21 protein-coding genes are annotated in these 19,566 nt (G+C 68.1%); 9 read left to right on the top strand and 12 right to left on the bottom strand.

From position 1 onward, the window contains the following. A complete protein-coding gene (locus tag ABL840_RS26280) occupies positions 1 to 999 on the bottom strand; it encodes an Hsp33 family molecular chaperone HslO (protein WP_093303940.1) in 999 nt (332 codons plus the stop codon). A 124-nt stretch (positions 1,000 to 1,123) separates the two neighbouring features. Then, positions 1,124 to 1,648, bottom strand: coding sequence for a gamma carbonic anhydrase family protein (locus tag ABL840_RS26285; RefSeq protein ID WP_093303938.1), 525 nt, complete (start codon positions 1,646 to 1,648; stop codon positions 1,124 to 1,126). A 41-nt stretch (positions 1,649 to 1,689) separates the two neighbouring features. On the opposite strand from ABL840_RS26285, the gene ABL840_RS26290 reads away from it, so the two are divergent. Together ABL840_RS26290 and ABL840_RS26295 are read left to right on the top strand one after the other, a co-directional pair. Beyond that, positions 1,690 to 2,502 carry a ferritin-like domain-containing protein gene (locus ABL840_RS26290; protein WP_093303935.1) on the top strand — a complete coding sequence of 271 codons (813 nt, stop codon included), beginning with the start codon at positions 1,690 to 1,692 and terminating at the stop codon, positions 2,500 to 2,502. Next, positions 2,499 to 3,185 carry a pentapeptide repeat-containing protein gene (locus ABL840_RS26295; RefSeq protein ID WP_093303933.1) on the top strand — a complete coding sequence of 229 codons (687 nt, stop codon included), beginning with the start codon at positions 2,499 to 2,501 and terminating at the stop codon, positions 3,183 to 3,185. The genes ABL840_RS26290 and ABL840_RS26295 overlap by 4 nt, the downstream gene beginning before the upstream one ends. Before the next feature lie 7 nt (positions 3,186 to 3,192). Here ABL840_RS26295 and ABL840_RS26300 read toward each other — a convergent pair whose 3' ends face one another. From ABL840_RS26300 to ABL840_RS26330, 7 genes are all read right to left on the bottom strand, one after another. Continuing rightward, a complete protein-coding gene (locus ABL840_RS26300) occupies positions 3,193 to 3,645 on the bottom strand; it encodes a MaoC family dehydratase (RefSeq protein ID WP_093303930.1) in 453 nt (150 codons plus the stop codon). A 51-nt stretch (positions 3,646 to 3,696) separates the two neighbouring features. Further along, on the bottom strand, positions 3,697 to 4,830 hold the full coding sequence (locus ABL840_RS26305; protein WP_093303928.1) for a thiolase family protein: 1,134 nt from the start codon (positions 4,828 to 4,830) through the stop codon (positions 3,697 to 3,699). A gap of 95 nt (positions 4,831 to 4,925) precedes the next feature. Continuing rightward, the gene (locus tag ABL840_RS26310) at positions 4,926 to 5,501 is read right to left on the bottom strand and encodes a TetR/AcrR family transcriptional regulator (RefSeq protein ID WP_093303926.1); all 576 of its coding nucleotides are present in this window, start codon (positions 5,499 to 5,501) and stop codon (positions 4,926 to 4,928) included. A gap of 55 nt (positions 5,502 to 5,556) precedes the next feature. Further along, a complete protein-coding gene (locus tag ABL840_RS26315) occupies positions 5,557 to 6,549 on the bottom strand; it encodes a Bug family tripartite tricarboxylate transporter substrate binding protein (protein WP_093203237.1) in 993 nt (330 codons plus the stop codon). 51 nt (positions 6,550 to 6,600) lie between these two features. Then, positions 6,601 to 7,572, bottom strand: coding sequence for a Bug family tripartite tricarboxylate transporter substrate binding protein (locus tag ABL840_RS26320; RefSeq protein WP_176947527.1), 972 nt, complete (start codon positions 7,570 to 7,572; stop codon positions 6,601 to 6,603). A 43-nt stretch (positions 7,573 to 7,615) separates the two neighbouring features. Next, a complete protein-coding gene (gene xerD / locus ABL840_RS26325; RefSeq protein ID WP_093303922.1) occupies positions 7,616 to 8,536 on the bottom strand; it encodes a site-specific tyrosine recombinase XerD in 921 nt (306 codons plus the stop codon). Positions 8,537 to 8,606: 70 nt separating this feature from the next. After that, positions 8,607 to 9,581 carry a tripartite tricarboxylate transporter substrate binding protein BugE gene (locus ABL840_RS26330; protein ID WP_093203242.1) on the bottom strand — a complete coding sequence of 325 codons (975 nt, stop codon included), beginning with the start codon at positions 9,579 to 9,581 and terminating at the stop codon, positions 8,607 to 8,609. Between the two features lie 110 nt (positions 9,582 to 9,691). Here ABL840_RS26330 and ABL840_RS26335 point away from each other — a divergent pair, with 110 nt between their 5' ends. Continuing rightward, on the top strand, positions 9,692 to 10,609 hold the full coding sequence (locus ABL840_RS26335; protein ID WP_176947535.1) for an AEC family transporter: 918 nt from the start codon (positions 9,692 to 9,694) through the stop codon (positions 10,607 to 10,609). Between the two features lie 559 nt (positions 10,610 to 11,168). Here ABL840_RS26335 and ABL840_RS26340 read toward each other — a convergent pair. Both ABL840_RS26340 and ABL840_RS26345 read right to left on the bottom strand, forming a co-directional pair. Continuing rightward, entirely contained in the window at positions 11,169 to 11,921 is a 753-nt protein-coding gene (locus tag ABL840_RS26340) for a sulfite exporter TauE/SafE family protein (RefSeq protein WP_093303918.1), read from the bottom strand. 49 nt (positions 11,922 to 11,970) lie between these two features. Further along, positions 11,971 to 13,236 (bottom strand): MFS transporter, encoded by a 1,266-nt coding sequence (locus ABL840_RS26345; protein WP_093303915.1) that lies wholly within the window; start codon positions 13,234 to 13,236, stop codon positions 11,971 to 11,973. A gap of 89 nt (positions 13,237 to 13,325) precedes the next feature. Between ABL840_RS26345 and ABL840_RS26350 the strand changes: the two genes are divergently transcribed. From ABL840_RS26350 to ABL840_RS26365, 4 genes are all read left to right on the top strand, one after another. Then, entirely contained in the window at positions 13,326 to 14,204 is an 879-nt protein-coding gene (locus tag ABL840_RS26350; RefSeq protein WP_093203253.1) for an AraC family transcriptional regulator, read from the top strand. Between the two features lie 62 nt (positions 14,205 to 14,266). Then, the gene (locus ABL840_RS26355; protein WP_093303913.1) at positions 14,267 to 15,001 is read left to right on the top strand and encodes a phosphatase PAP2 family protein; all 735 of its coding nucleotides are present in this window, start codon (positions 14,267 to 14,269) and stop codon (positions 14,999 to 15,001) included. A 96-nt stretch (positions 15,002 to 15,097) separates the two neighbouring features. Beyond that, a complete protein-coding gene (locus ABL840_RS26360; protein ID WP_093203258.1) occupies positions 15,098 to 15,340 on the top strand; it encodes an acyl carrier protein in 243 nt (80 codons plus the stop codon). Further along, positions 15,337 to 16,545 carry a beta-ketoacyl-[acyl-carrier-protein] synthase family protein gene (locus ABL840_RS26365; protein WP_093203261.1) on the top strand — a complete coding sequence of 403 codons (1,209 nt, stop codon included), beginning with the start codon at positions 15,337 to 15,339 and terminating at the stop codon, positions 16,543 to 16,545. The genes ABL840_RS26360 and ABL840_RS26365 overlap by 4 nt, the downstream gene beginning before the upstream one ends. Here the strand turns inward: ABL840_RS26365 and ABL840_RS26370 are convergent. Beyond that, a complete protein-coding gene (locus tag ABL840_RS26370; protein ID WP_093303910.1) occupies positions 16,542 to 17,453 on the bottom strand; it encodes a LysR substrate-binding domain-containing protein in 912 nt (303 codons plus the stop codon). The two genes, ABL840_RS26365 and ABL840_RS26370, sit on opposite strands and share 4 nt — an antisense overlap. 157 nt (positions 17,454 to 17,610) lie before the next feature. On the opposite strand from ABL840_RS26370, the gene ABL840_RS26375 reads away from it, so the two are divergent. Beyond that, a complete protein-coding gene (locus tag ABL840_RS26375; protein ID WP_093303907.1) occupies positions 17,611 to 18,975 on the top strand; it encodes a M20/M25/M40 family metallo-hydrolase in 1,365 nt (454 codons plus the stop codon). A 95-nt stretch (positions 18,976 to 19,070) separates the two neighbouring features. After that, complete coding sequence (locus ABL840_RS26380) at positions 19,071 to 19,535, top strand: DUF2501 domain-containing protein (protein ID WP_093203269.1); 465 nt, start codon at positions 19,071 to 19,073, stop codon at positions 19,533 to 19,535. Positions 19,536 to 19,566 lie beyond the last annotated feature (31 nt).

Here is a 19,566-nt window from a genome sequence, read left to right on the forward strand (position 1 = left end):
TCACTGCACGACCGGGCTGCCCGGGATCTGGTCGCCCAGCGGCGTGAACAGCTGCGCAGCGTCGACCGCGTCGAAGCGGTACTGCTTGCCGCAGAAGTCGCAGCCCACCTCGATGTTGCCGCGCTCGGCGAGGATGCTCTCGGCCTCCTGCTCGCCGAGGCCGCGGATCATCTGCGCCACGCGCTCGCGGCCGCAGGTGCAGGCGAAGCGCGGGCCGAGCATGCCGGCCTGCGGCTCGAAGCGCAGCAGCTTCTCTTCCCAGAACAGGCGGCGCAGGATGGTCTCGACGTCGAGCGTGAGCAGCTCGTCGCGCGTCAGGCTCGACGCGAGGATCGAGATGCGGTTGTAGTCCTCGTTGCGGCCGATCTGGTCTTCGTTGGCCTGGTCGTGGTCCTTGTCGGCGGTGCCTTCGAGGTTGCCCTCGCCCTTCACCGGCAGGCGCTGGATCAGCAGGCCCGCGGCGACCTTGTCGTCGGCGGCCAGCACCAGCGTGGTGTCGAGCTGCTCGCTTTGCAGCATGTAGTGCTGAAGCACGTCGCTGAGCTTGCCGAGCTTCTCGCCGTTGTCGCCGAAGAGCGGCACGACGCCCTGGTAGGGGGTGGTACCCGGCAGCTTGTCCTTGGGGTCGAGCGTGATGGCGCAGCGGCCCTTGTTGTTCACGTTGACCATGTCGGGCAGGTGCGCATCGGCGGGCAGCTCGCCCATCACCTTGGCGGTGGCGCGCAGGCTCAGGTCGGGCTTGGACTCGGCCACCGCCACCTTGACGGGGCCGTCGCCGAAGATCTGCAGGATCAGCGCGCCGTTGAACTTGATGTTGGCCTGCATCAGCGTGGCCGCCGCCGTCATCTCGCCGAGCAGTTCGACCACGGGCTGCGGATAGGCGCCGGTGGAGGTGTTGGAGGCGCGCCGCGCGAGGATCTCCTGCCACGCATCCGTCAGGCGCACGATCATGCCGCGCACCGGCAGGCCATCGAACAGGAATTTGTGCAGCTCGCTCAAAACATTGGTCCTCTCTCAATAAAACAGTCTTCGCGCGGAATACCGCGGAACCGGCTTTGCCGGGCCGCCGGTATTGCCCCCTGCAAGGGGGTTGGCGGCCACACGAAGTGGGCAAGCCTGGGGGTTAGCCAATTTTCTTCAGGCCCTTGGCGAAGCGCCGGGCGTTGGCCACGTAGTTCTCCGCGCCGTGGCGCAGCTTGGCGGCCGCCTCGTCGTCGAGGGTGCGCACCACCTTGGCGGGCGATCCCATGATGAGCGAGTTGTCGGGAAACTCCTTGCCCTCGGTCACCACGCTGCCTGCGCCAACGATCGAGTTGCGGCCGATCCTCGCGTTATTCAAGACCACGGCCTGGATGCCGATCAGCGTGTTGTCGCCGATGGTGCAGCCGTGCAGCATCACCTGGTGGCCGACGGTCACGTTGTCGCCGACGGTCAGGGGGCAGCCGATGTCGGCATGCAGCACCGACAGGTCCTGGATGTTGCTGTTGCGCCCGATGCTCAGCGTCTCGGTGTCGCCGCGCAGCACCGCGCCGAACCACACGTTGGCGTTGTCCGCCAGCCTGACGTTGCCCATCACCTCCGCGCTGTCGGCCACCCATGCACCTTCGCCCACCTGGGGTGCCACACCGTCGAGTTCGTAGAGCGCCATTGTTTCCGGTCCCTGCAAGGTCAAAACCTAGAATTGTAGGGATGCACCCCCGATTGAGCGCGCTGGCCGCGCTTCGCCTTACAGACCCCGATGAAAAGGTAGCGGCGACGCGCGCCATATTGGCGTCCGGCGCTACCGAATCCATAGCAACAGACCCCATCCGCGTCGCGGGCGACGACATCGGCGTTCCGGGTCGCCCCGACAGGCCGCAACGCGTGGCCGCCACCGCCGTGCAGAAGCGTTCGCCCTTCACCACCGAAGGCCGGGCCGCGCTGATCCATTCGATCTGCCACATCGAGTTCAACGCGATCAACCTCGCGCTCGACGCCGTCTGGCGCTACGACGGCATGCCCGAGGCCTACTACCGCGACTGGCTTCGCGTGGCCGACGAGGAGGCGCTGCACTTCACCCTGCTGCACGCGCACCTGCAGGACATGGGCTGGCGCTACGGAGACTTCCCCGGCCACGACGGCCTGTGGAACATGTGCGAGAAGACGAAGGACGATGTGCTCGCCCGCATGGCGCTGGTGCCGCGCACGCTCGAAGCACGCGGGCTCGACGCCACGCCGCTCATCCAGGGCAAGCTCAAGCGCGTGAACACGCCCGATGCGCTGCGCGCGGTGGAGATCCTCGACATCATCCTGCGCGACGAAGTGGGCCACGTGGCCATCGGCAACCACTGGTATCGCTGGCTGTGCGATGGCGCCGGCCTCGATGCGGAGGCAACCTACCCGGCGCTGGTCGCGCGCTACGACGCGCCGCGCCACAAGCCGCCCTTCAACCTCGAGGCACGCAGCCGGGCGGGCTTCAGCCCCGAAGAACTTCGTGCGCTGACCGACTCCCGCCCCGAATGACCACCGTGATCTCCGACCAGACCTGGTCGCGCCCCGACCTGCTCGCCTGCCTGCAGGACCGCAAGGGCAACGAGCCGCTGCACTTCGAGCGCTGCAATTTCGACGAAGCCGACCTGTCGCGCCTCGACCTGCGCGGCGTGCAATTCACGCTGTGCAACTTCGCCGAGACCTCGTTCGACCGCACCCTGCTGTCGGACAGCCGCTGGGCCGGCTGCAGGGCGCGCCAGGCCGACTTCGGCCTCGCGGACCTGACGAACGCCCGCTTCCAGGACAGCGACCTGAACAACACGCAATGGGCGCGCGCCAAGCTGGCTTCGGCGTTCTTCAGCGGCGTGAAGCTCACCGGCGCGCACTTCGGCGAAGTGTCGGCGCTGGGCATCGGTTTCAAGGATTCGCTGCTGGTCGACGCGCACCTGCGCGGCATGTCGTTTCGCAAGCAGAAGCTCGAACAACTCGACTTCTCCGAGGCCGACCTGTCCGGCTGCGATTTCCGCGAGGCGGTGTTCGAAGGCGGCAGCCTGCGCAACGCGCATCTGAAGCTCGCGCGCTTCGAGGGCGCCGACCTGCGCGAGGTCGACCTGGGCGGGCTGCGGCTCGCGAACGCGGCGCAGTTCAAGGGCGCCACCATCTCGCACCGGCAGGCCGCCTCGCTGGTGGAGGAGCTGGGCCTGCGCGTGGTCTGAACGCGGCTCAGGCCGATGCGGGCCTGGCGTGCACCACCAGCTTCGGCGAGAAGTCCTGGAGCACCTCCCCGCGCTGGTTGAGCGTCTGGCAGTGCATCGTCACCATCGCGCGGCCTGGCTTGGAGCGCGAAGGCACGATCGCGGTCACTTCGCCCTCCACGTGCAGCACGTCGCCGGGCCGCGTGGGCCTGGGCCACTGCAGCTCGCCACCCGAGCCGATGATGCCGTCGGCCAGCGGGATGCCGCTCTCGACCAGCAGCTTCATCGTGAGCGCGGCCGTGTGCCAACCGCTCGCGGCGAGGCCCCCGAAGAAGGTGCCTTTCGCGGCTTCTTCGTCGGTGTGGAAGGGCTGCGGATCGAACTGCTGCGCGAAGGCCTTGATCTGCGCCACATCCAGCGCGTGCTCGCCGCTGCGGAAGCGGTCGCCGACCTTCAGGTCTTCGAGATACAGCTTGGCCATGAGGTCTCCTTTGTTGTCAGTGGCAGCCGTCATTCTCGGACGGCTCGGCTTTCAGACGCGCTCGAGGATCGTCGCGATGCCCTGCCCTCCGCCGATGCACTGCGTCGCCAGCGCATAGCGGCCGTTCTCGCGCGCCAGCAGCGACGCTGCCTTGCCGGTGATGCGCGCACCGGTCGCGCCCAGCGGATGGCCGATGGAAAGGCCGCCGCCGTCGAGGTTGATCTTCGCCGGGTCGAGCCCGAGATCGCGGATGCAGGCCAGCGCCTGCGAGGAGAAGGCTTCGTTGATCTCGATCACGTCGAGGTCGGCTGCGCTCAGGCCTGCGCGCGCCAGCGCCTTGCGCGTGGCGGGGATCGGGCCGATGCCCATGATCGCCGGGTCGACGCCCACGGTCGCGAACGAGCGGATGCGCGCCAGCGCCTTCAGCCCGTGCTTCGCCGCGAATTCGTCGCTGGTGACGAGCACCGCCGCAGCGCCGTCGGTCAGCGGCGAGGAGGTGCCGGCCGTGACCACGCCGTCGGGGCGGAACGCGGGCTTCAGATTGGCCAGCGCCTCGGCGGAAGTGGGCGGACGGATGCAGCCGTCGGCATCGACGACATCGCCCGAAGCCAGGCGCACCGGCACGATCTCGCCCGCCAGCCGCCCCTGCGCACGCGCCTCGGCCGCCTTGCGGTGCGACTCCACCGCGAGGGCTTCCTGGTCGACGCGGCTCACGTTCCAGCGCCGCGCGACGTTCTCGGCGGTCTCGCCCATCGAGATGTAGGCGTCGGTGTTCTCCTTGAGCTCCGGGCTCGGCGAGAAGTTGAAGCCGCCCTGCGGCACCATCGTCATCGACTCCACGCCCACGCACAGGAACGCATCGCCCATGCCCGCCTCGATCTGCGCGGCGGCGATGTGAACGGCCTGCATCGACGAGCCGCAGAAGCGGTTGACCGTCATGCCGCCCACCTCGTGCGGCAGGCCGGCCAGCAGCCCGACGATGCGCGCCAGGTTGTTGCCCTGCGAGGCCTCGGGGTAGGCGCAGCCGAGGATGACGTCTTCGAGCAGCGCGGGATCGAGATCGGTGCGCTGCAGCAGGCCGCGCACCACGCCGGCGGCGAGCGTGTCGGGCCGTACTTCGGCGAGCGCGCCTTTCTTCGCGAAATGGAACGGGGAACGGGCGTAGGCGGAAATGACGGCTTTCATGGGATGTGCTCCAGCGGGTTTGACTACCTTCCAATCGGTAGGCTTCGAGGTCGAAAAGTAAGCACGCCGAAGCGTGCCTGCGCGAGGCCGGGCGCTCAGCCCGGCAAGGAACTCCTGAGTTGGGCGATGGCTTCGTCGAAGTCGTCGACGCGGCCCGTCATGCGCGCAGACAGCAGCGCACCCTGGCAGACCGAGAACACATAGCCGGCCAGCGAAGCCACCGAGGCGCCCGTCTTGCGCTCCGGCATCAGCGCGCCCAGCACGCCGGTGAGCCATGTCACCTGCGTGTTGCGCAGCTCCTGCACGGCCAGGCGCAGTTCGTCGTTGATGACGCCCCAGCCGGGAGCCACCGCCCCCGCAGGGCACATGCCCGAGCCGGCCCGCAGCGTATTGCGGTACATGCGGAAATACGATTCGAGCGCGTCCTTCGGCTCGCGCGCCCGGGCGGCGTCCCAGTCCTTGAAGCCCTGCGTCGCCCCTCGGATCACCGCGACGCCCAGCGCTTCCTTGGTCGGGAAGTGGTGATACAGGCTGGCCTTGCGCACGCCGACCGCGTCGGCCACGTCCTGGAAGCTGAAGCCCAGGTAGGAGCGCGTTTCGATGAAGCCGCGCGCCACCGCGAGGATCTGCTCGCGGGTGCTGCCGGTGGCGAGGGCCGTGGCGTTGGTCATCTACCTACTATAAGGTAGGGACGATCAACCCACAAGCCGAGGTGTCATGAAGGCGTCAGTCGGCCTTGATGCCGGCGGCCTTGACGATGCGGCCGTTGCTCTCGAATTCGCTGGCGATTTCCTTCGCGAACGCCGCCGAAGTGCCGCCGGTCGGCACGTTGTCGGTGGCCGTGAGCTTGGCGCGCAACTCGGGGCTGGCCAGCGCCTTGTTGATCTCGGCGTTGTACTTCGCGACCAGCGCGGCAGGCGTGGCTGCGGGCGCGAACACGCCGAACAGCGAATTGATGTTGGCCGCCTTGTAGCCCAGCTCGCCCAGCGTGGGCACCTGCGGCAGGCTCTCGAGCCGCGCGGGTGCGCCCACCGCCAGCGGGCGCAGCTTGCCCGACTGGATGTGCGAAGAGAGCGTCGGGCTCGCGTTGGTAGACAGGATCTCGAACTGCCCGCCGATCGCGTCGTTGAGCTGCTGTCCGCCGCCCTTGTAGGGCACGTGCGTGATGTCGACGCCGGCCGCCGCGCGCAGCTGCTCCAGCACGATGTGGCCGAGCGAGGCCGGCCCCGAGGTGGCCCAGCGCACCGCACCCGGATGCGCCTTGGCATCGTCGATCAGCGCCTTGAAGTCCTTGGCCTTGCTCGCCGGCGTGGCGATCAGCAGCACCGGCGAATACATCACGCTGGCCACCGGCGCCACGTCCTTCAGCGGATCGAACGGCAGCTTGCCCAGGTGCGGGCTCAGCACCAGAGGGCTGATGGCCGAGAAGCCCAGCGTCGCGCCGTCGGGCGCGGCCTTGGCGACCGCGTCCATGCCGATGGCGCCGCTCGCGCCGGCACGGTTGTCCACGATCACGGTGACGCCCATCTGCGCCGCGAGCCGGTCGCCCAGTGCGCGCGCGACCACGTCGCTGACGCCGCCCGCCGGGTAGGCGACGATGAGGCGCACGGTCTTGGGCACGGCCTGCGCGAAAGCGCCGGATGCGGCGCAAAGCGCGGCGGCGGCGAGGAGTCGGGTCGCCGTGCGGCGCGAAGGCTTCGAGGAAGCGAGGAAATTCATGTCGTGTGTTTGGCAGCCCGGATCGTCTGCCTGCTTGCGTGATGGATGGCGTCAGTCCAGCTGCAGCTTGCGCTCCTTGATCAGCCTGGACCACTTCTCATTGTCCGCCTTCACGAAAGCCGCGAACTCGACCGGGCCGAGCGAATGCACCTCGGCGCCCGCCGTCGCGAACTTGGCCTTGATCTCCGGCTGCGCCAGCGCCTTCGCCAGCCCGCCGGAGAGCCGCTCGACGATCTCCTTCGGCATGTTGGCCGGCCCGACCAGCCCCTGGAAGCCGACCGACTCCATGCCCGCAAGGCCAAGCTCCTTCACCGTCGGCACGTCGGGCAGCTGCGGATCGCGCACCGGGCCGGTCACCGCCAGCGCCTTGAGCTTGCCGCCCTTCACCTGCGGCAGCAGCACGCTGCCCGCGTCGATCAGGATCTGCGTCTGCCCGCCGATCAGGTCCTGCACGGCGGGCGCGCTGCCCTTGTACGGCACGTGGGTCATGTCGAGCCCCGTGACCTGGTTCATCAGCTCGCCGTTGAGGTGCGTCGAGGTGCCGTTGCCGCCCGAGGCGAAGTTGACCTTCCCCGGCTGCCCCTTGGCCCAGGCGACGAACTCCTTGAGGTTCTTCGCCGGATGGTCGGGTCGCGTCACCGCGATGTAGCTGCCCTGGCTGATCTGCCCGATGTAGGTGAACTGCCTGATCGGGTCGTACGGCGGCTTGCTCTGCAGGTACGGCGCGATGGCGAACGGCCCCGTGTTGGCCAGCAGCAGCGTGTAGCCGTCGGCGGGCTGGCGCGTGAGCTCGGTGGCCGCGATCATGCCGCTCGCGCCGGGCTTGTAGTCGACCACCAGCTGCTGCTTGAGCGCCTCCTGCAGCGGCACCTGCACCGTGCGCGCCGCGAAGTCGATGCCGCCGCCGGGCGGATAGCCGACGATCAGGCGAATGGGCTTGGCTGTCGGAAAGCCCTGCGCGAACGCAGCGGTGCCCGCAGCCAGCAGTGCTGCCGCGAGCAGCGTCGTCATCTTCTTTTTCATGAATCGTGTCTCCTTGTTTTTCGGGGAAAGAAACCGCGCGCCCTCAACCGCGCGGATGGTGCTGCGCATGCAGCTGCTTCAGGCGCTCGCGCGCCACGTGCGTGTAGATCGTCGTCGTGGAGATGTCGGCGTGCCCCAGCAGCAGCTGCACCGCGCGCAGGTCGACGCCGTGGTTCAGCAGGTGCGTGGCGAAGGCATGTCGCAGCGTGTGCGGCGACAGCGGCACGTGGATGCCGGCCGCGGTGGCGTGCTTCTTCACGATGATCCAGAACATCACGCGCGTCATGCCCGCGCCGCGTGCGGTCACGAACAGGTCGGGCGTCTGCTGCCCGTCGAGGATGGCCGGGCGCGACTCTTCCAGGTAGCGCTCGATCCAGCGCCGCGCCTCGCCGCCGAAAGGCACGAGCCGCTCCTTGCTGCCCTTGCCGAGCACGCGCAGCACGCCGTCGTTGAGGCTCATGTCGGTGGCCTTGAGCGCCACCAGCTCGCTCACGCGCAGGCCGCTCGCGTACATCAGCTCCAGCATCGCGCGGTCGCGCAGGCCCAGCGGCGATTCGACGTCGGGCGCGGCCAGCAGGTCGTCGACCTGCTTCTCGGACAGCGTCTTGATCGCGCGCGGCATCTGCCTTGCGGGCATGAGCCTGATGCTCGGGTCGGCCGTGATGCGGCGCTCGCGCAGTGCCCAGCGGTAGTAGCGCTTGAACACCGTGAGCCGGCGGTTGGCCGACGTGGCCTTGCCCTTGGAGGACAGCCGCGCGCCCATGTAGGCCTGCAGGTCGGTCTCCTTCGCCGCATCGAGCCCCGCGCCGCCGCGCTGCGCATCCAGCCACTGCGCGAACAGCGCGAGATCGCGGCGATAGGCCGCCAGCGTGTTCTTGGACAGCCCGTCCTCGAGCCACAGGGCGTCGATGAAATCGTCGATCTCGGGTGTCTTCGTCTGTGTCTGCGGGGCGGCCTCGGTCATGCCTTGCAAGATAGCAAAAAGAAAAAGCCGCCCGGCACGCGGGCGGCTTTACTGGTGCGAGGAGCGACGGTCAGTCGAGCTTCAGGTTCTGCTTCTTCACGACCTGCTTGTAGACCTCGTACTCGGCCTTGATCTGCGCCGAGAACTGGTCGGGCGTGTTCGCCACGATCAGCGAGCCCGTGTCCTCGATGCGCTTGCGCACCGCCGGCTCTTCCACGGCCTTCTTCACGCCCGCGCTGATCTTCTCGACCACCTCCTTCGGCAGGCCCTTCGGGCCGAGGATGCCGTAGTAGGCCATGCGGTTCACCGGCTCCAGGCCCACTTCCTTGAAGGTGGGCACGTTGGGCAGCGCGGCCAGACGCTGCGGGGCCGACACCACGATGGGAACCAGCCTGCCGCTCTGGATGAAGGGCATTGCCGAGGGGATGTTGTCGAACATGATCGGCACCTGGCCGGCCACCACGTCGTTCAGCGCCGGGCCCGCGCCGCGGTACGGGATGTGCGTGACGAAGGTGTTGGTCAGGCTCTTGTAGAGCTCCATCAGCAGATGGCCGATGCCGCCCGTGCCCGACGAGGCGTACGAGTACTTGCCGGGGTTTTTCTTCAGCTCGGCCACGAACTCGGCGTAGTTCTTGGCCGGGAAGCTCGGATTGACCGCGATGATGTTCGGCGTGGCCGCGATGTTGATGATCGGCGTGAAGTCGTTGATCGGGTCGTACGGCGTCTTCGGGTTGATGGCCGGGTTGGCCGCCGTGCTCGAGACCGTGGCGATGCCGAGCTTGTAGCCGTCGGGCGTGGCGCGTGCCGTCTCGGCCGCGCCGACGATGCCGCCGCCACCGGCGCGGTTGATCACCACAACGGGCTGGCCCAGCACCTTACCCAGCGGATCGGAGATCACGCGCGCCACGATGTCCGTCGTGCCGCCCGGTGCGAACGGAACGCTCAGTTCGACGGGCTTGTTGGGATAACCCTGCGCAAAGCTCTGACCCGCGACCATGACCAGTGCCGCGGCTCCCACCATTGCGCCCCATTGACGACGTTGCATCGAAAACTCCTTATTTGATCTGACTCGACCGATGTCGAAAAACGAAGCACGGATGCTAGCGGCTCGGGGGCGTTCTCCGTGCTCTGGATTACCCATGGTCAAGCGGGTTTATCCTCGAAGCGGTGAATTACGCGCAGCTGCTCTTCCCCGACTTCTCCCTCATCGCCATCGGCTGGCTCCTTTGCCGCTACACCGCCCTCGATCGTCGCGTGTGGGACCAGGTCGAGAGCCTGGTTTACTACTTTCTCTTTCCTGTACTGCTGTTCCACTCCATCGTGCGCAGCCCGCTCGACTTCGGCGCGACCTCGAGCCTGCTCACCGCGGGCGTCGGCGTAGGAGCCTGCGGCATCGCGCTGGCCTATGCCCTGCCCTTCATCCCGGGCCTGGGCACCCACATCGACCGGCGCGACCACGCGGCCAGCGCGCAGATCGCCTTCCGCTTCAACTCCTTCATCTGCCTGGCGCTGGCCGAACGGCTCGGAGGCTCCGAGGGACTGCTGCTGATCGCCGTGCTGATCGGCGTGTGCGTGCCCATCTTCAACATCGCGGCCGTGTGGCCTATGACGCGGCATGCGCAGACGGGGTTCGTGCGGCAGCTGGTGCGCAATCCGCTGATCGTCGCGACGGTGGCGGGGTTGCTGGCCAATGTGCTGGGGCTCACGGTGCCTACGTGGGCCACGCCTACGCTTACGCGAATCGGGGCTGCGTCGCTGGCGCTCGGGCTGCTGGCCGCGGGGGCGGGGATGAAGTTCTCTACTCTGGGGGCGGGGAAGACGCTGGCGGTGTCCGTGCTGGCTATACGGCATCTGTTTCTGCCGTTGGTGGCCTGGGGGCTGGCTCGGTTGTTGCGGCTCGATGCTGCTCAGGGGGCTGTGTTGATGGCGTTTTCTGCTGTGCCTACTGCTTCTAGTGCTTATGTGTTGGCGGCTCGTATGGGGTACAACGGGCCTTATGTGGCTGGGCTGGTGACCTTGTCTACCTTGCTGGGGGTTGTCAGTTTGCCGTTTGCTTTGGCGTTGCCTCGGTAAGCGGAGTGTTTGCTTCCCGGGGCCGGGTCTCCGCCCGGCGGCGGACCTACTTTCTTTTGCTTCGCCAAAAGAAAGTAGGCAAAGAAAAGGCGACCCTACTGTCTGCGCTCCTCGGCGCAGCCAGAAGGGAGTTGGAGACCGAGCAGGCCATCGCTGCGCTCGGCCTTCTGAACAGCCTGGACTGGCCTTCGCTTCGCTCGGCCACGTATTCAGTTCCAGCGCCTCCAACGAGACCAACGATCCATTCCAAGCACTGCAAGCGCGAAGCGCTTGCAGTGCCTTGGGGGCCGAGCAACGCGATGGCCCAATTGTTCCCCCTCCCTTCTGGCTGCGCCGAGGAGCGCAGACGTAGGAGGGATAAGGGCCGCAGCTGTTTGAGCGAAGCGAGTTCTGCGAGACCCCGCGAAACGCGAGCACCGCAGGTTGCCCGCAGCGAAGCGGAGGGACGCAGACAGTAGGGTCGCCTTTTCTTTGCTTACTTTCTTTTGGCGAAGCAAAAGAAAGTGAGTCGGCCGCCGGGCCGAGACCCGGCCCCGGGAAGCAAACACCCAAAAAAACCTCAACCACGAGCCAACAAAGCAGGAACAGCAGAAGCCAACAAAGCCACCCCGGAAGCCGTCAACAACCCCAACACAACCTTCCGAAACGCCCCTTCACTGATCCCGATATAAAGCCGAGCCCCCAACAAAACAGGCACAGCAACAGCCAGCGCAACAACCCCCAGCAAAGGCACAACAGCCCGCCCGATATTCCCGCTGAAAACGTGAATCCCGAACGCCACCAGCAACATCGAAAGATTGAAGTTCTGGATCACAGCCCGCTGCGTATCCCGCTGAAACCCACGCAACGTGCACCACAGCGTAGGAATGGTCCCCGAGAACCCTCCGATGCCCGCCATAGCTCCCCCGATGGCACCGGCCACAGCATCAGCCGCGCGCCCCCCGAACTCGACCTTCGGCAGATGCTGCGACATCAGCATCGCCGGGCACCACAGCACCAGCAACACACCGAGACAAAGCTTGAAGACGACAAGATCGAGGTGCGGCAGCAACCAGACGCCGAACGGCACCCCGACCAGCCCGCCGAGCACGAAGGGCCAGAGAACGCTCTTGTCGAAGGAACGCCGCACGGTGACCGCGGCAATCACCTGCCCCGTCAGCGCCCCGAACAAGGCGAGCACGGCGGCAAGCTGTGGCTCCAGGGTCCACGCCCAGACGGACATCGCCACCAGTCCGAACGCAAAGCCCGACAGGCCCTGCACGAAACCCGCCAGCACGGCGCCGGCGACCACATAGACATACAAGGCTTGCATGCGGTCGATGATATCGACCGCACTTCGTTCAGCCGCGTGGGCCGCAGACTCAGGCGGAGGCCGGCACCACCAGCGCCGTGCGCCGCACGCGACGCACGTTGAAGGCACTGGCGATCAGCACGCCCTGCACCAGCGCCAGGCCCACGATCACGCTGGTGTACTGGCCGTGGTCCATGAGCCGGCCGAACACCAGCGGCGCCACGGCCTGTCCGATGTCGAGGCCGGCGTACACCACGCCGTAGACGCGCCCGGTCGCATTGGGCGGGGTCGATTTCTTCACCAGCAGGTCGCGCGACGGGCCCGCGACACCCGAGACGAAGCCCATGGCACCGAAGAGCACCGGCACCACGATCGGCGGGAAGTCGGCGAAGGCCAGCGCGAGAGCCAGCGCAGCGGCGACGCCGAAGCCCACGCCCACGATGCGCTCGCAGCGCGAGGGATCGGAAGCCAGGAAGCCGCCTACCACCATGCCCGCGGCGCTCGCCACCATGTAGACCGTGAGGCACACCGCCACCAGCGCCACCGGCACGGCATGCAGGTGCCCAGCGGCCACGGGCGCGAAGGTCTGCACCACGCTGATCACCACGGCATAGAAGAAGAAGAAACCGAAGCACATCCACACGGCCGGGATGCGCAGGAAGTCGAACTCGCCGCCGGCGGGTGCGTGCTCGCCCTGCCCCGTGGCCTTGTGCACGGCCGCCGCGTCGAGCGACAGCACGCTGCGGTAGACCCACAGCACCAGCAGCACCAGCAGCGCCACCGCGCCGGCCGAGGCCAGCGCCACGCGCCACGAGAAGGCGATGGCGATCGGCACCACGAAGGCCGGCGCCAGCGCCCAGCCCAGGCTGCCCGTGATGCCGTGCACGCTGTAGGCATGGCCCAGGCGGGTCGGCGCGACCTTGCGGTTGAACAGCGTGTAGTCGACCGGGTGGAACACGCCGTTGCCGATGCCTCCAACCACCGCGCACACCAGCAGCATCCAGTAGCTCTGGGCCACCGAGTAGCCGAAGGCCGCCAGCCCCAGCGCCCCGAGTCCGACGAACAGCACCGGCCGCGGCCCCAGCTTGTCGACGATGAAGCCCGAAGCCGCCTGCACGATGCACGAGACCACGAAGAACACGGTGAGCACCGCGCCCAGTTCGAGGTAGCTCACGTTGAACGCGTCCTTCAGCCACGGGAACAGCGGCGCCAGGATGAGCTGGCTGAAGTGGCTGACCGCATGGGCCAGGCCGACCAGTCCGATGAGCTTGGCGTCAGTGCGCAAAGTTGTCTGGGGGGAGGAGGAAGCTGCGCTCGTGGACGAGGTTGAAGACATGGATTGCTACAAAAAAACGGGGCGGGCACCGATGCTATGCGGCGGGGAAGCGGCAGAATGGCGATACAGCGACAACATTTGTCGAAACCATGCCAAGCGCCGCCTCATCCCCCCCAAGGAGCGCCGCGTCCGCCGCCAGGCTGCGCGGGCCCACCCCGATCAACAGCGTTGCCTCCCTCACGCCGCACCTCTACGCGCCCGACGCGGTGCGGCCGCTGCGCGCCAAGGAGCATTTCCTGAGCGCCGACACGCTCGTCGAGCTGCACGAGCACCCGTGGCCGCAGCTCACCTTTTCCACGCGCGGCGTGATCCGCCTGAGCACGCAGGACGGCAGCTACATCGTGCCGCCCTCGCGGGCGCTCTGGGTGCCGGCCAACATGCCGCACAGCATCACGCTCATCGAAGACGCCGAGCTGCGCACCGTCTACCTGCACGCCTGGATCGCGCCCTCGTGGGAGAAGTGCGAGGTGCTCGAGATCAGCCCCCTGCTGCGCGCGCTGATGCTCGCGCTCGACACCACGCCCGACGGCCTGCCGCCGGCCGACGCGCATGCGCCGCAGCGCGAACGCATGATCGCGCCGCTGCTGGTCGACGAGCTGGAGCGCGCCACGCAGATCCGCATCGACGTGCCGCTGCCCACCGACAAGCGCCTGCGCCAGCTCTGCGAGACGCTGCTGCGCAACCCGGCCGACCGCGCCACGCTGGCCGAGCGCGCCGCCGCCATCGGCGCCAGCGAGCGCACGGTGGCGCGCCTGTTTCGTGACCAGCTCGGCATGAGCTGGCAGCAGTGGCGCCAGCAGGCCGTGATGGCGCATGCGCTGCCGCTGCTGGCGCGCGGCATGGCGGTGAGCCAGGTGGCCGCCGCCAGCGGCTACGCCACCGACAGCGCCTTCTGCGCGATGTTCAAGGCCGCCACAGGCCGCTCGCCCACCTCGTTCCAGCACCGCAAGCGGCCCGCGCCCGCCTGACACGGCGACGCAGCGGCGGGTGCTTCACGGCGCTCTGGCAAGATCGGCGGCCGACAAACACCATGCACTCACCGATCTCCCTGAACGCAGCATCCGGCGCCAGGCCGCCCACATGGACCGCCGACATCTGGCTGCGCGTGCGCCGCCATTTCCTGCTGAAGGCGGTCGGCACCACGGTCTTCACGTGGCTGTTCTTCATCGGCTACTTCCACCTGCTGCGCAATCCGTCGTTCCCGATCGTCGTGATGCCGTTGACGCCGCTGGACCACCTGATCCCGTTCCAGGCCTTCCTGCTGGGCCCGTACCTCTCGCTCTGGGTGTACGTGGGCATCGCGCCGGGGCTGCAGCTCACCTTCCGCGAACTGGTGGTCTACGGGCTGTGGATCGGGGGGCTGTGCGTCACCGGCCTGGGCATCTTCTACTTCTGGCCGACCCAGATACCCCCTTTGGCCATCGACGTCTCCGGCTACCCGGGCTTCGCGATGCTGCAGGGCGTGGACGCGGCGGGCAATGCCTGCCCGTCGATGCACGTGGCGGTGGCCATCTTCACCGCCATCCGCATCGAGGACGTGCTGCGCGAGGCGCGCACGCCGGCCTTCTGGCGTGTGCTGAACTGGGCCTGGTTCGCCGCCATCGCCTATTCGACGCTGGCGGTCAAGCAGCACGTGGCGCTCGACGTGGCGGCCGGGGCGCTGCTGGGTATGGCGTTCGCCCTACCCTCGATGCGCTGGCGGCCGGGCGCGCGCGAGCGCAGGGATTCCCCTTGCGTGGGAGCGGATATCATCCGTAAACACTGACCACTCACCACTGGCCGACGAGGAAGGGATCGATTGACTCAAGGACCGCACAGGGCGGCGATCGATCGGACGGCACACGACGACAGGCATTGCACGATGAGTTCGCTGAAGGAATTGCAGGACCTGATCCACGAGAAGTACGGCATCGAACCGTCGAAGCTCGACCCTCACGCCTCCATGCGTGAAACCGGCGGACTCGATTCGCTGGCCCTCGCCGAGTTTCTGTTCGCCATCGAAGACCATTTCGGCATCACCATGCCCGACGAGGACGCGAGCATCGACACCCTGGCCGAACTCGCGCTGCTGGTCGACAAGGTCAGGGCCGCGAAAGCCGCGTGAACCACGAGGTCGCAGTCACCGGGCTGGGTGTCGTCGCACCGCATGGCGACGAACCCGGCGCCCTGTTCCAGGCCCTGCTGCAGGGCCGCTCCGCCATACAGCCCGTCTTTCCCGACCTGCCCAAGCCGGCAGCCGCGGCCACCGCGGCATTCGACGAAACCCGCTGGTTCACCAAGCTGCAGCTCGCCGGCGTCGACCGCGTGAGCCAGCTGGCCGTGGCCGCCGCCGACCTGGCGATGCGCGACGCGGGCCTGGCCGTTTCAGATGCCGACCCCGAGCGCGTCGGCGTCTTCTCCGGCTGCGGCATGGGCGGAGCCGCGGCACTCGAGGCGGCCTACCGCGGCAACGGCCGCGTGTCGCCGCTCACCATTCCCGCCTTCATGCCCAACGCGCCGGCCGCCCATGTGGCAATGCGCCAGGGCGTGCAGGGCCCGGTGCTCACCTATTCGGTCGCCTGCGCCTCGTCGTCGGTCGCGATCGCCGAGGCGGCCAAGGCCGTGCAGCGCGGCGAAGTCGACTTCGCCATTGCCGGCGGCAGCGAGGCGCTGATCGTGCCGGGCGTGGTGGTGGCCTGGCAGGCCATGCAGACGCTGGCCAGCTTCCAGCCCGGCGAGGCTGCCGGCGCGGTGCGGCCCTTCGCCACCGACCGCAGCGGCTTCGTACTCGGTGAAGGCGCGGCCTTCCTGATCCTCGAATCGGCAGAACGCGCACGCGCGCGCGGCGCTCGCAGCTACGCCACGCTGGCCGGCTGGGGCCTGAGCAGCGATGCCACCCATCTCACCAAGCCCGACTCGCCGGGCCAGGCCCGCGCGCTGCGCGCCGCGTTGCGCACGGCCGGACTGCAGCCGCGCGACGTGGGTTACTGCAACGCCCACGGCACGGCAACGCGCATCGGCGACGTGGTCGAGCGCAACGCGCTGGCCGAGGTGTGGGGCGACGATCTCGACGCGCTGCGCGTGAGCTCCACCAAGGCGCTGCATGGCCACATGCTCGGTGCGGCGGGCGCCATCGAGGCGCTCGTCACCGTGCTCGCGCTGAACCAGCGGCAGCTGCCGCCCAACGCGAACTGCCGCGAGATCGACCCCGACTGCCAGCTCAACCTCGTGACGCAGGACGACGCGGCAGCACCGTCGCTCGAAGCCGCCGTCAGCAACTCGTTCGCCTTCGGCGGCACGAACTCGGTGCTGCTTTTCAAGCGCGCCTAGGCGGCCACCGCCTGCACTGGCGGCGCGGCCGCCGCGCGCAGCCATGCCACGAAGGCGCCGACCAGCAGGTCATCCGTGCGGCTTGGCGCCACGAACACGCTGTAGCCCCGGCTCGAGGGTGCACGATGCGGGCAGGCCAGCACCAGTTCACCCGAACGCAGTTCGCGCTCCACGAAGTAGTCGGGCACGAGCCCCACGCCGAGGTCCGCCCGCACCGCCGCGACCAGCGACGAGAACAGGTCGAAGCGGTGCCCCGCCACCAGGTTGTCCGGCGCGCGCAGGTTCGGGACCTGCCCGAACCACTCCTCCCACGCCCCCATGCGCGTGCGCAGTTGCAGCAGCTGTGCCGCGCGGAAGTCACCCCGAGCCATGGCCGCGCGCCCCTTCGCCCGGGGAGAACACACCGCGACGCAGGATTCGCCCATCAACGGCTGCGCATTCGCGCCCGGCCATACGGCGTCGTCGTACTGCACGCCCACGTCGAAGGGCTGGTCCTCCATGTAGAGATGCGTAGGGAACACCTGCAGGTGCAGGCTGCAGCCCGGATTCCGCGAGACGAACTCGGGCAGCCGCGGCGTGAGCCAGCCCTCGGCCAGCACCGGCACAGCGCCCACCAGCAGGCGCAGGCCGTCGGCGCGCTGCGCCATGGCTTCCAGCGTGTGGTTCTGCAGCCGCAGCAGGTCGCCGGAAATCTGCCCGTGATAGCGCCGCCCGGCCTCGGTGAGCTCAGTGCCGCGCGCGGTGCGCTGCACGAGCCGCACGCCGATCTGCTCCTCCAGCAGCCGCAGCTGCTGGCTCACTGCGCTGTGCGTGAGGCACAGCTCCTCGGCGGCCTTGCCGACGCCGTGGTGGCGAGCCACCGCGTCGAATATCAGCAGCGCTCGGGTGCTGGGAATGTGGCGGCGCATGGGAGCCTCGTTAGAAAAACTGACAACGCGGAAGATTAAACCAGAGCGCGCGCCTAACACAGCCATAAGAATTGCTGACGACGCCGCACCCGGCCAGCTTCCGCGGCGCCGTTCACCTCGACCTGGTTCGCCTCAAATACAAGGACATCCCCGCACCATGCCTCGTCACGCGCCGCTTCGCCTCGCCCCGCTCGCCTCGGTCGTCTTTGCCCTGGCCGCTGCGGCCACCGGCATCGCCCATGCCCAGGGCGGCTCCGTCGCCGCCACGCCGACGCAGGTGCGGCCCGAAGTGGACAAGGCCTACACCCAGCTGATGGCCTCGCCCGCGATCCAGAAGCTGCTGGAGGCCGTCAAGGCCGACCACGACCGCTCGGTCGAGGACCTGAAGATGCTCACCGAGATCGAGGCCCCGCCCTTCAAGGAGCAGAAGCGCGCCGAGGCCTTCCTGGCCCGCATGAAGGCGCTGGGCCTCACGGACGCGAAGATCGACGCCGAAGGCAACGTGGTCGGCCTGCGCAAGGGCACGGGCAACGGGCCGAAGCTGCTGATCTCCGCCCACCTCGACACCGTGTTCCCCGCCGGCACCGACGTGAAGGTCAAGGAGCGCGACGGCAAGCTCTACGCACCCGGCATCTCCGACGACACGCGCGGCCTGTCGGTGCTGCTGTCGTGGCTCAAGGTGCTGAACGACAACAAGATCCAGACCGTGGGCGACCTGCTCATCGTGGGCAACGTGGGCGAGGAAGAGCTCGGCAACCTGCGCGGCATCAAGGCGATCTTTCGCGACAACCTCGACATCGACGGCATGGTCGGCCTGGAGCCCGCCGCCGACGGCACGGTACTGATGCTGGGCACGGGCAGCCACCGCTACGAAGTGACCTTCAAGGGCCCCGGCGGCCACAGCTACGGCGCCTTCGGCCAGGTGCCGAGCGCCATTCACGGCATGGGCCGCGCCATCGCGAAGATCGCCGACATCCGCACGCCGAGCTTCCCCAAGACGACGTTCACGGTCGGCACGGTCGGCGGCGGCACTTCGGTGAACACCATCGCGCCCGACGCGCGCATGGCGGTCGACATCCGCTCAGACGAAATGGCGCCGCTGCTCGAGACCGAGAAGAAGATCCTGGCCGCCATCGACGAAGCCGTGGTCGAGGAGAACAAGCGCTGGAACGTCAACACGCTGAGCGTGAGCACCAAGCTCATCGGCGACCGTCCGGGCGGCCGCACGCAGTCGGACACGGTGATCGTCGAGGCCGCAACGCGCTCGAACGCGGCCTTCGGCCACAAGACGCTGCTGACCGGCGCGAGCACCGACGCCAACGTGCCGATGTCGCTGGGCATCCCGGCCATCATCATCGGCGGCGGCGGCAAGACCGGCGGCTTCCACGCGCTCAGCGAGTGGATCGACGTGACCGACGGCTGGAAGGGCGCGCAGAACTCGCTGGTGACGGTGCTCGGCCTGGTCGGCGTGCAAGGCACCAGCGCACCGCTGCTCGAAAAGCGCCCGCCGCGTTCGAAGTAAGCACAGGCGCGAGGGCGACTGCAGCCGGGGCCTCGCCCCGGCGTCTCCGTTATGCTGGTGGCCGCTTTCCACCACGCTACCGACAGGAGGACAACATGCACGCCCGTTCCACCCTCATCGCCCTGGCGCTGCTCGCCGCAGGCGCCTCGGCACAAGCCAACAACCTGCTCGACCAGCTGAAGGAAAAGGCCGGCGAGGCGGCCACCGCCAACTCGCAAGGCGGCGCAGGCAGCAGCACAGGCGGATCGGCGCTCGGCAACCTGGGCAGCAGCCTTGGCTTCAAGATGCCGGCCATCGGCACCAGCACCATGGGCAACGCGGCCGGCGTGCTGCAGTACTGCGTGAAGAACAACTACCTGGGCGGCGACGCCGCCTCGGTGAAGGACAAGCTGCTCGCCAAGATCACCGGGCAGAAGAAGCAGGAGACCGGCTTCGCCAGCGGCGCCAAGGGCCTGCTGCAGGGCGGCGACGGCAAGTCGCTGAACTTCAAGGGCCTGTCGTCGAAGGTCAAGGAAAAGGCCTGCGACTACGTGCTCAAGAACGCCACTTCACTGATCTGACCTCGCCCCGCATTCCGCATCGCTCCCGCGC

Origin of the sequence: Variovorax sp. NFACC27 (assembly GCF_048301545.1) — a bacterium.
Taxonomy (GTDB): Bacteria; Pseudomonadota; Gammaproteobacteria; order Burkholderiales; family Burkholderiaceae_C; genus Variovorax; species Variovorax gossypii.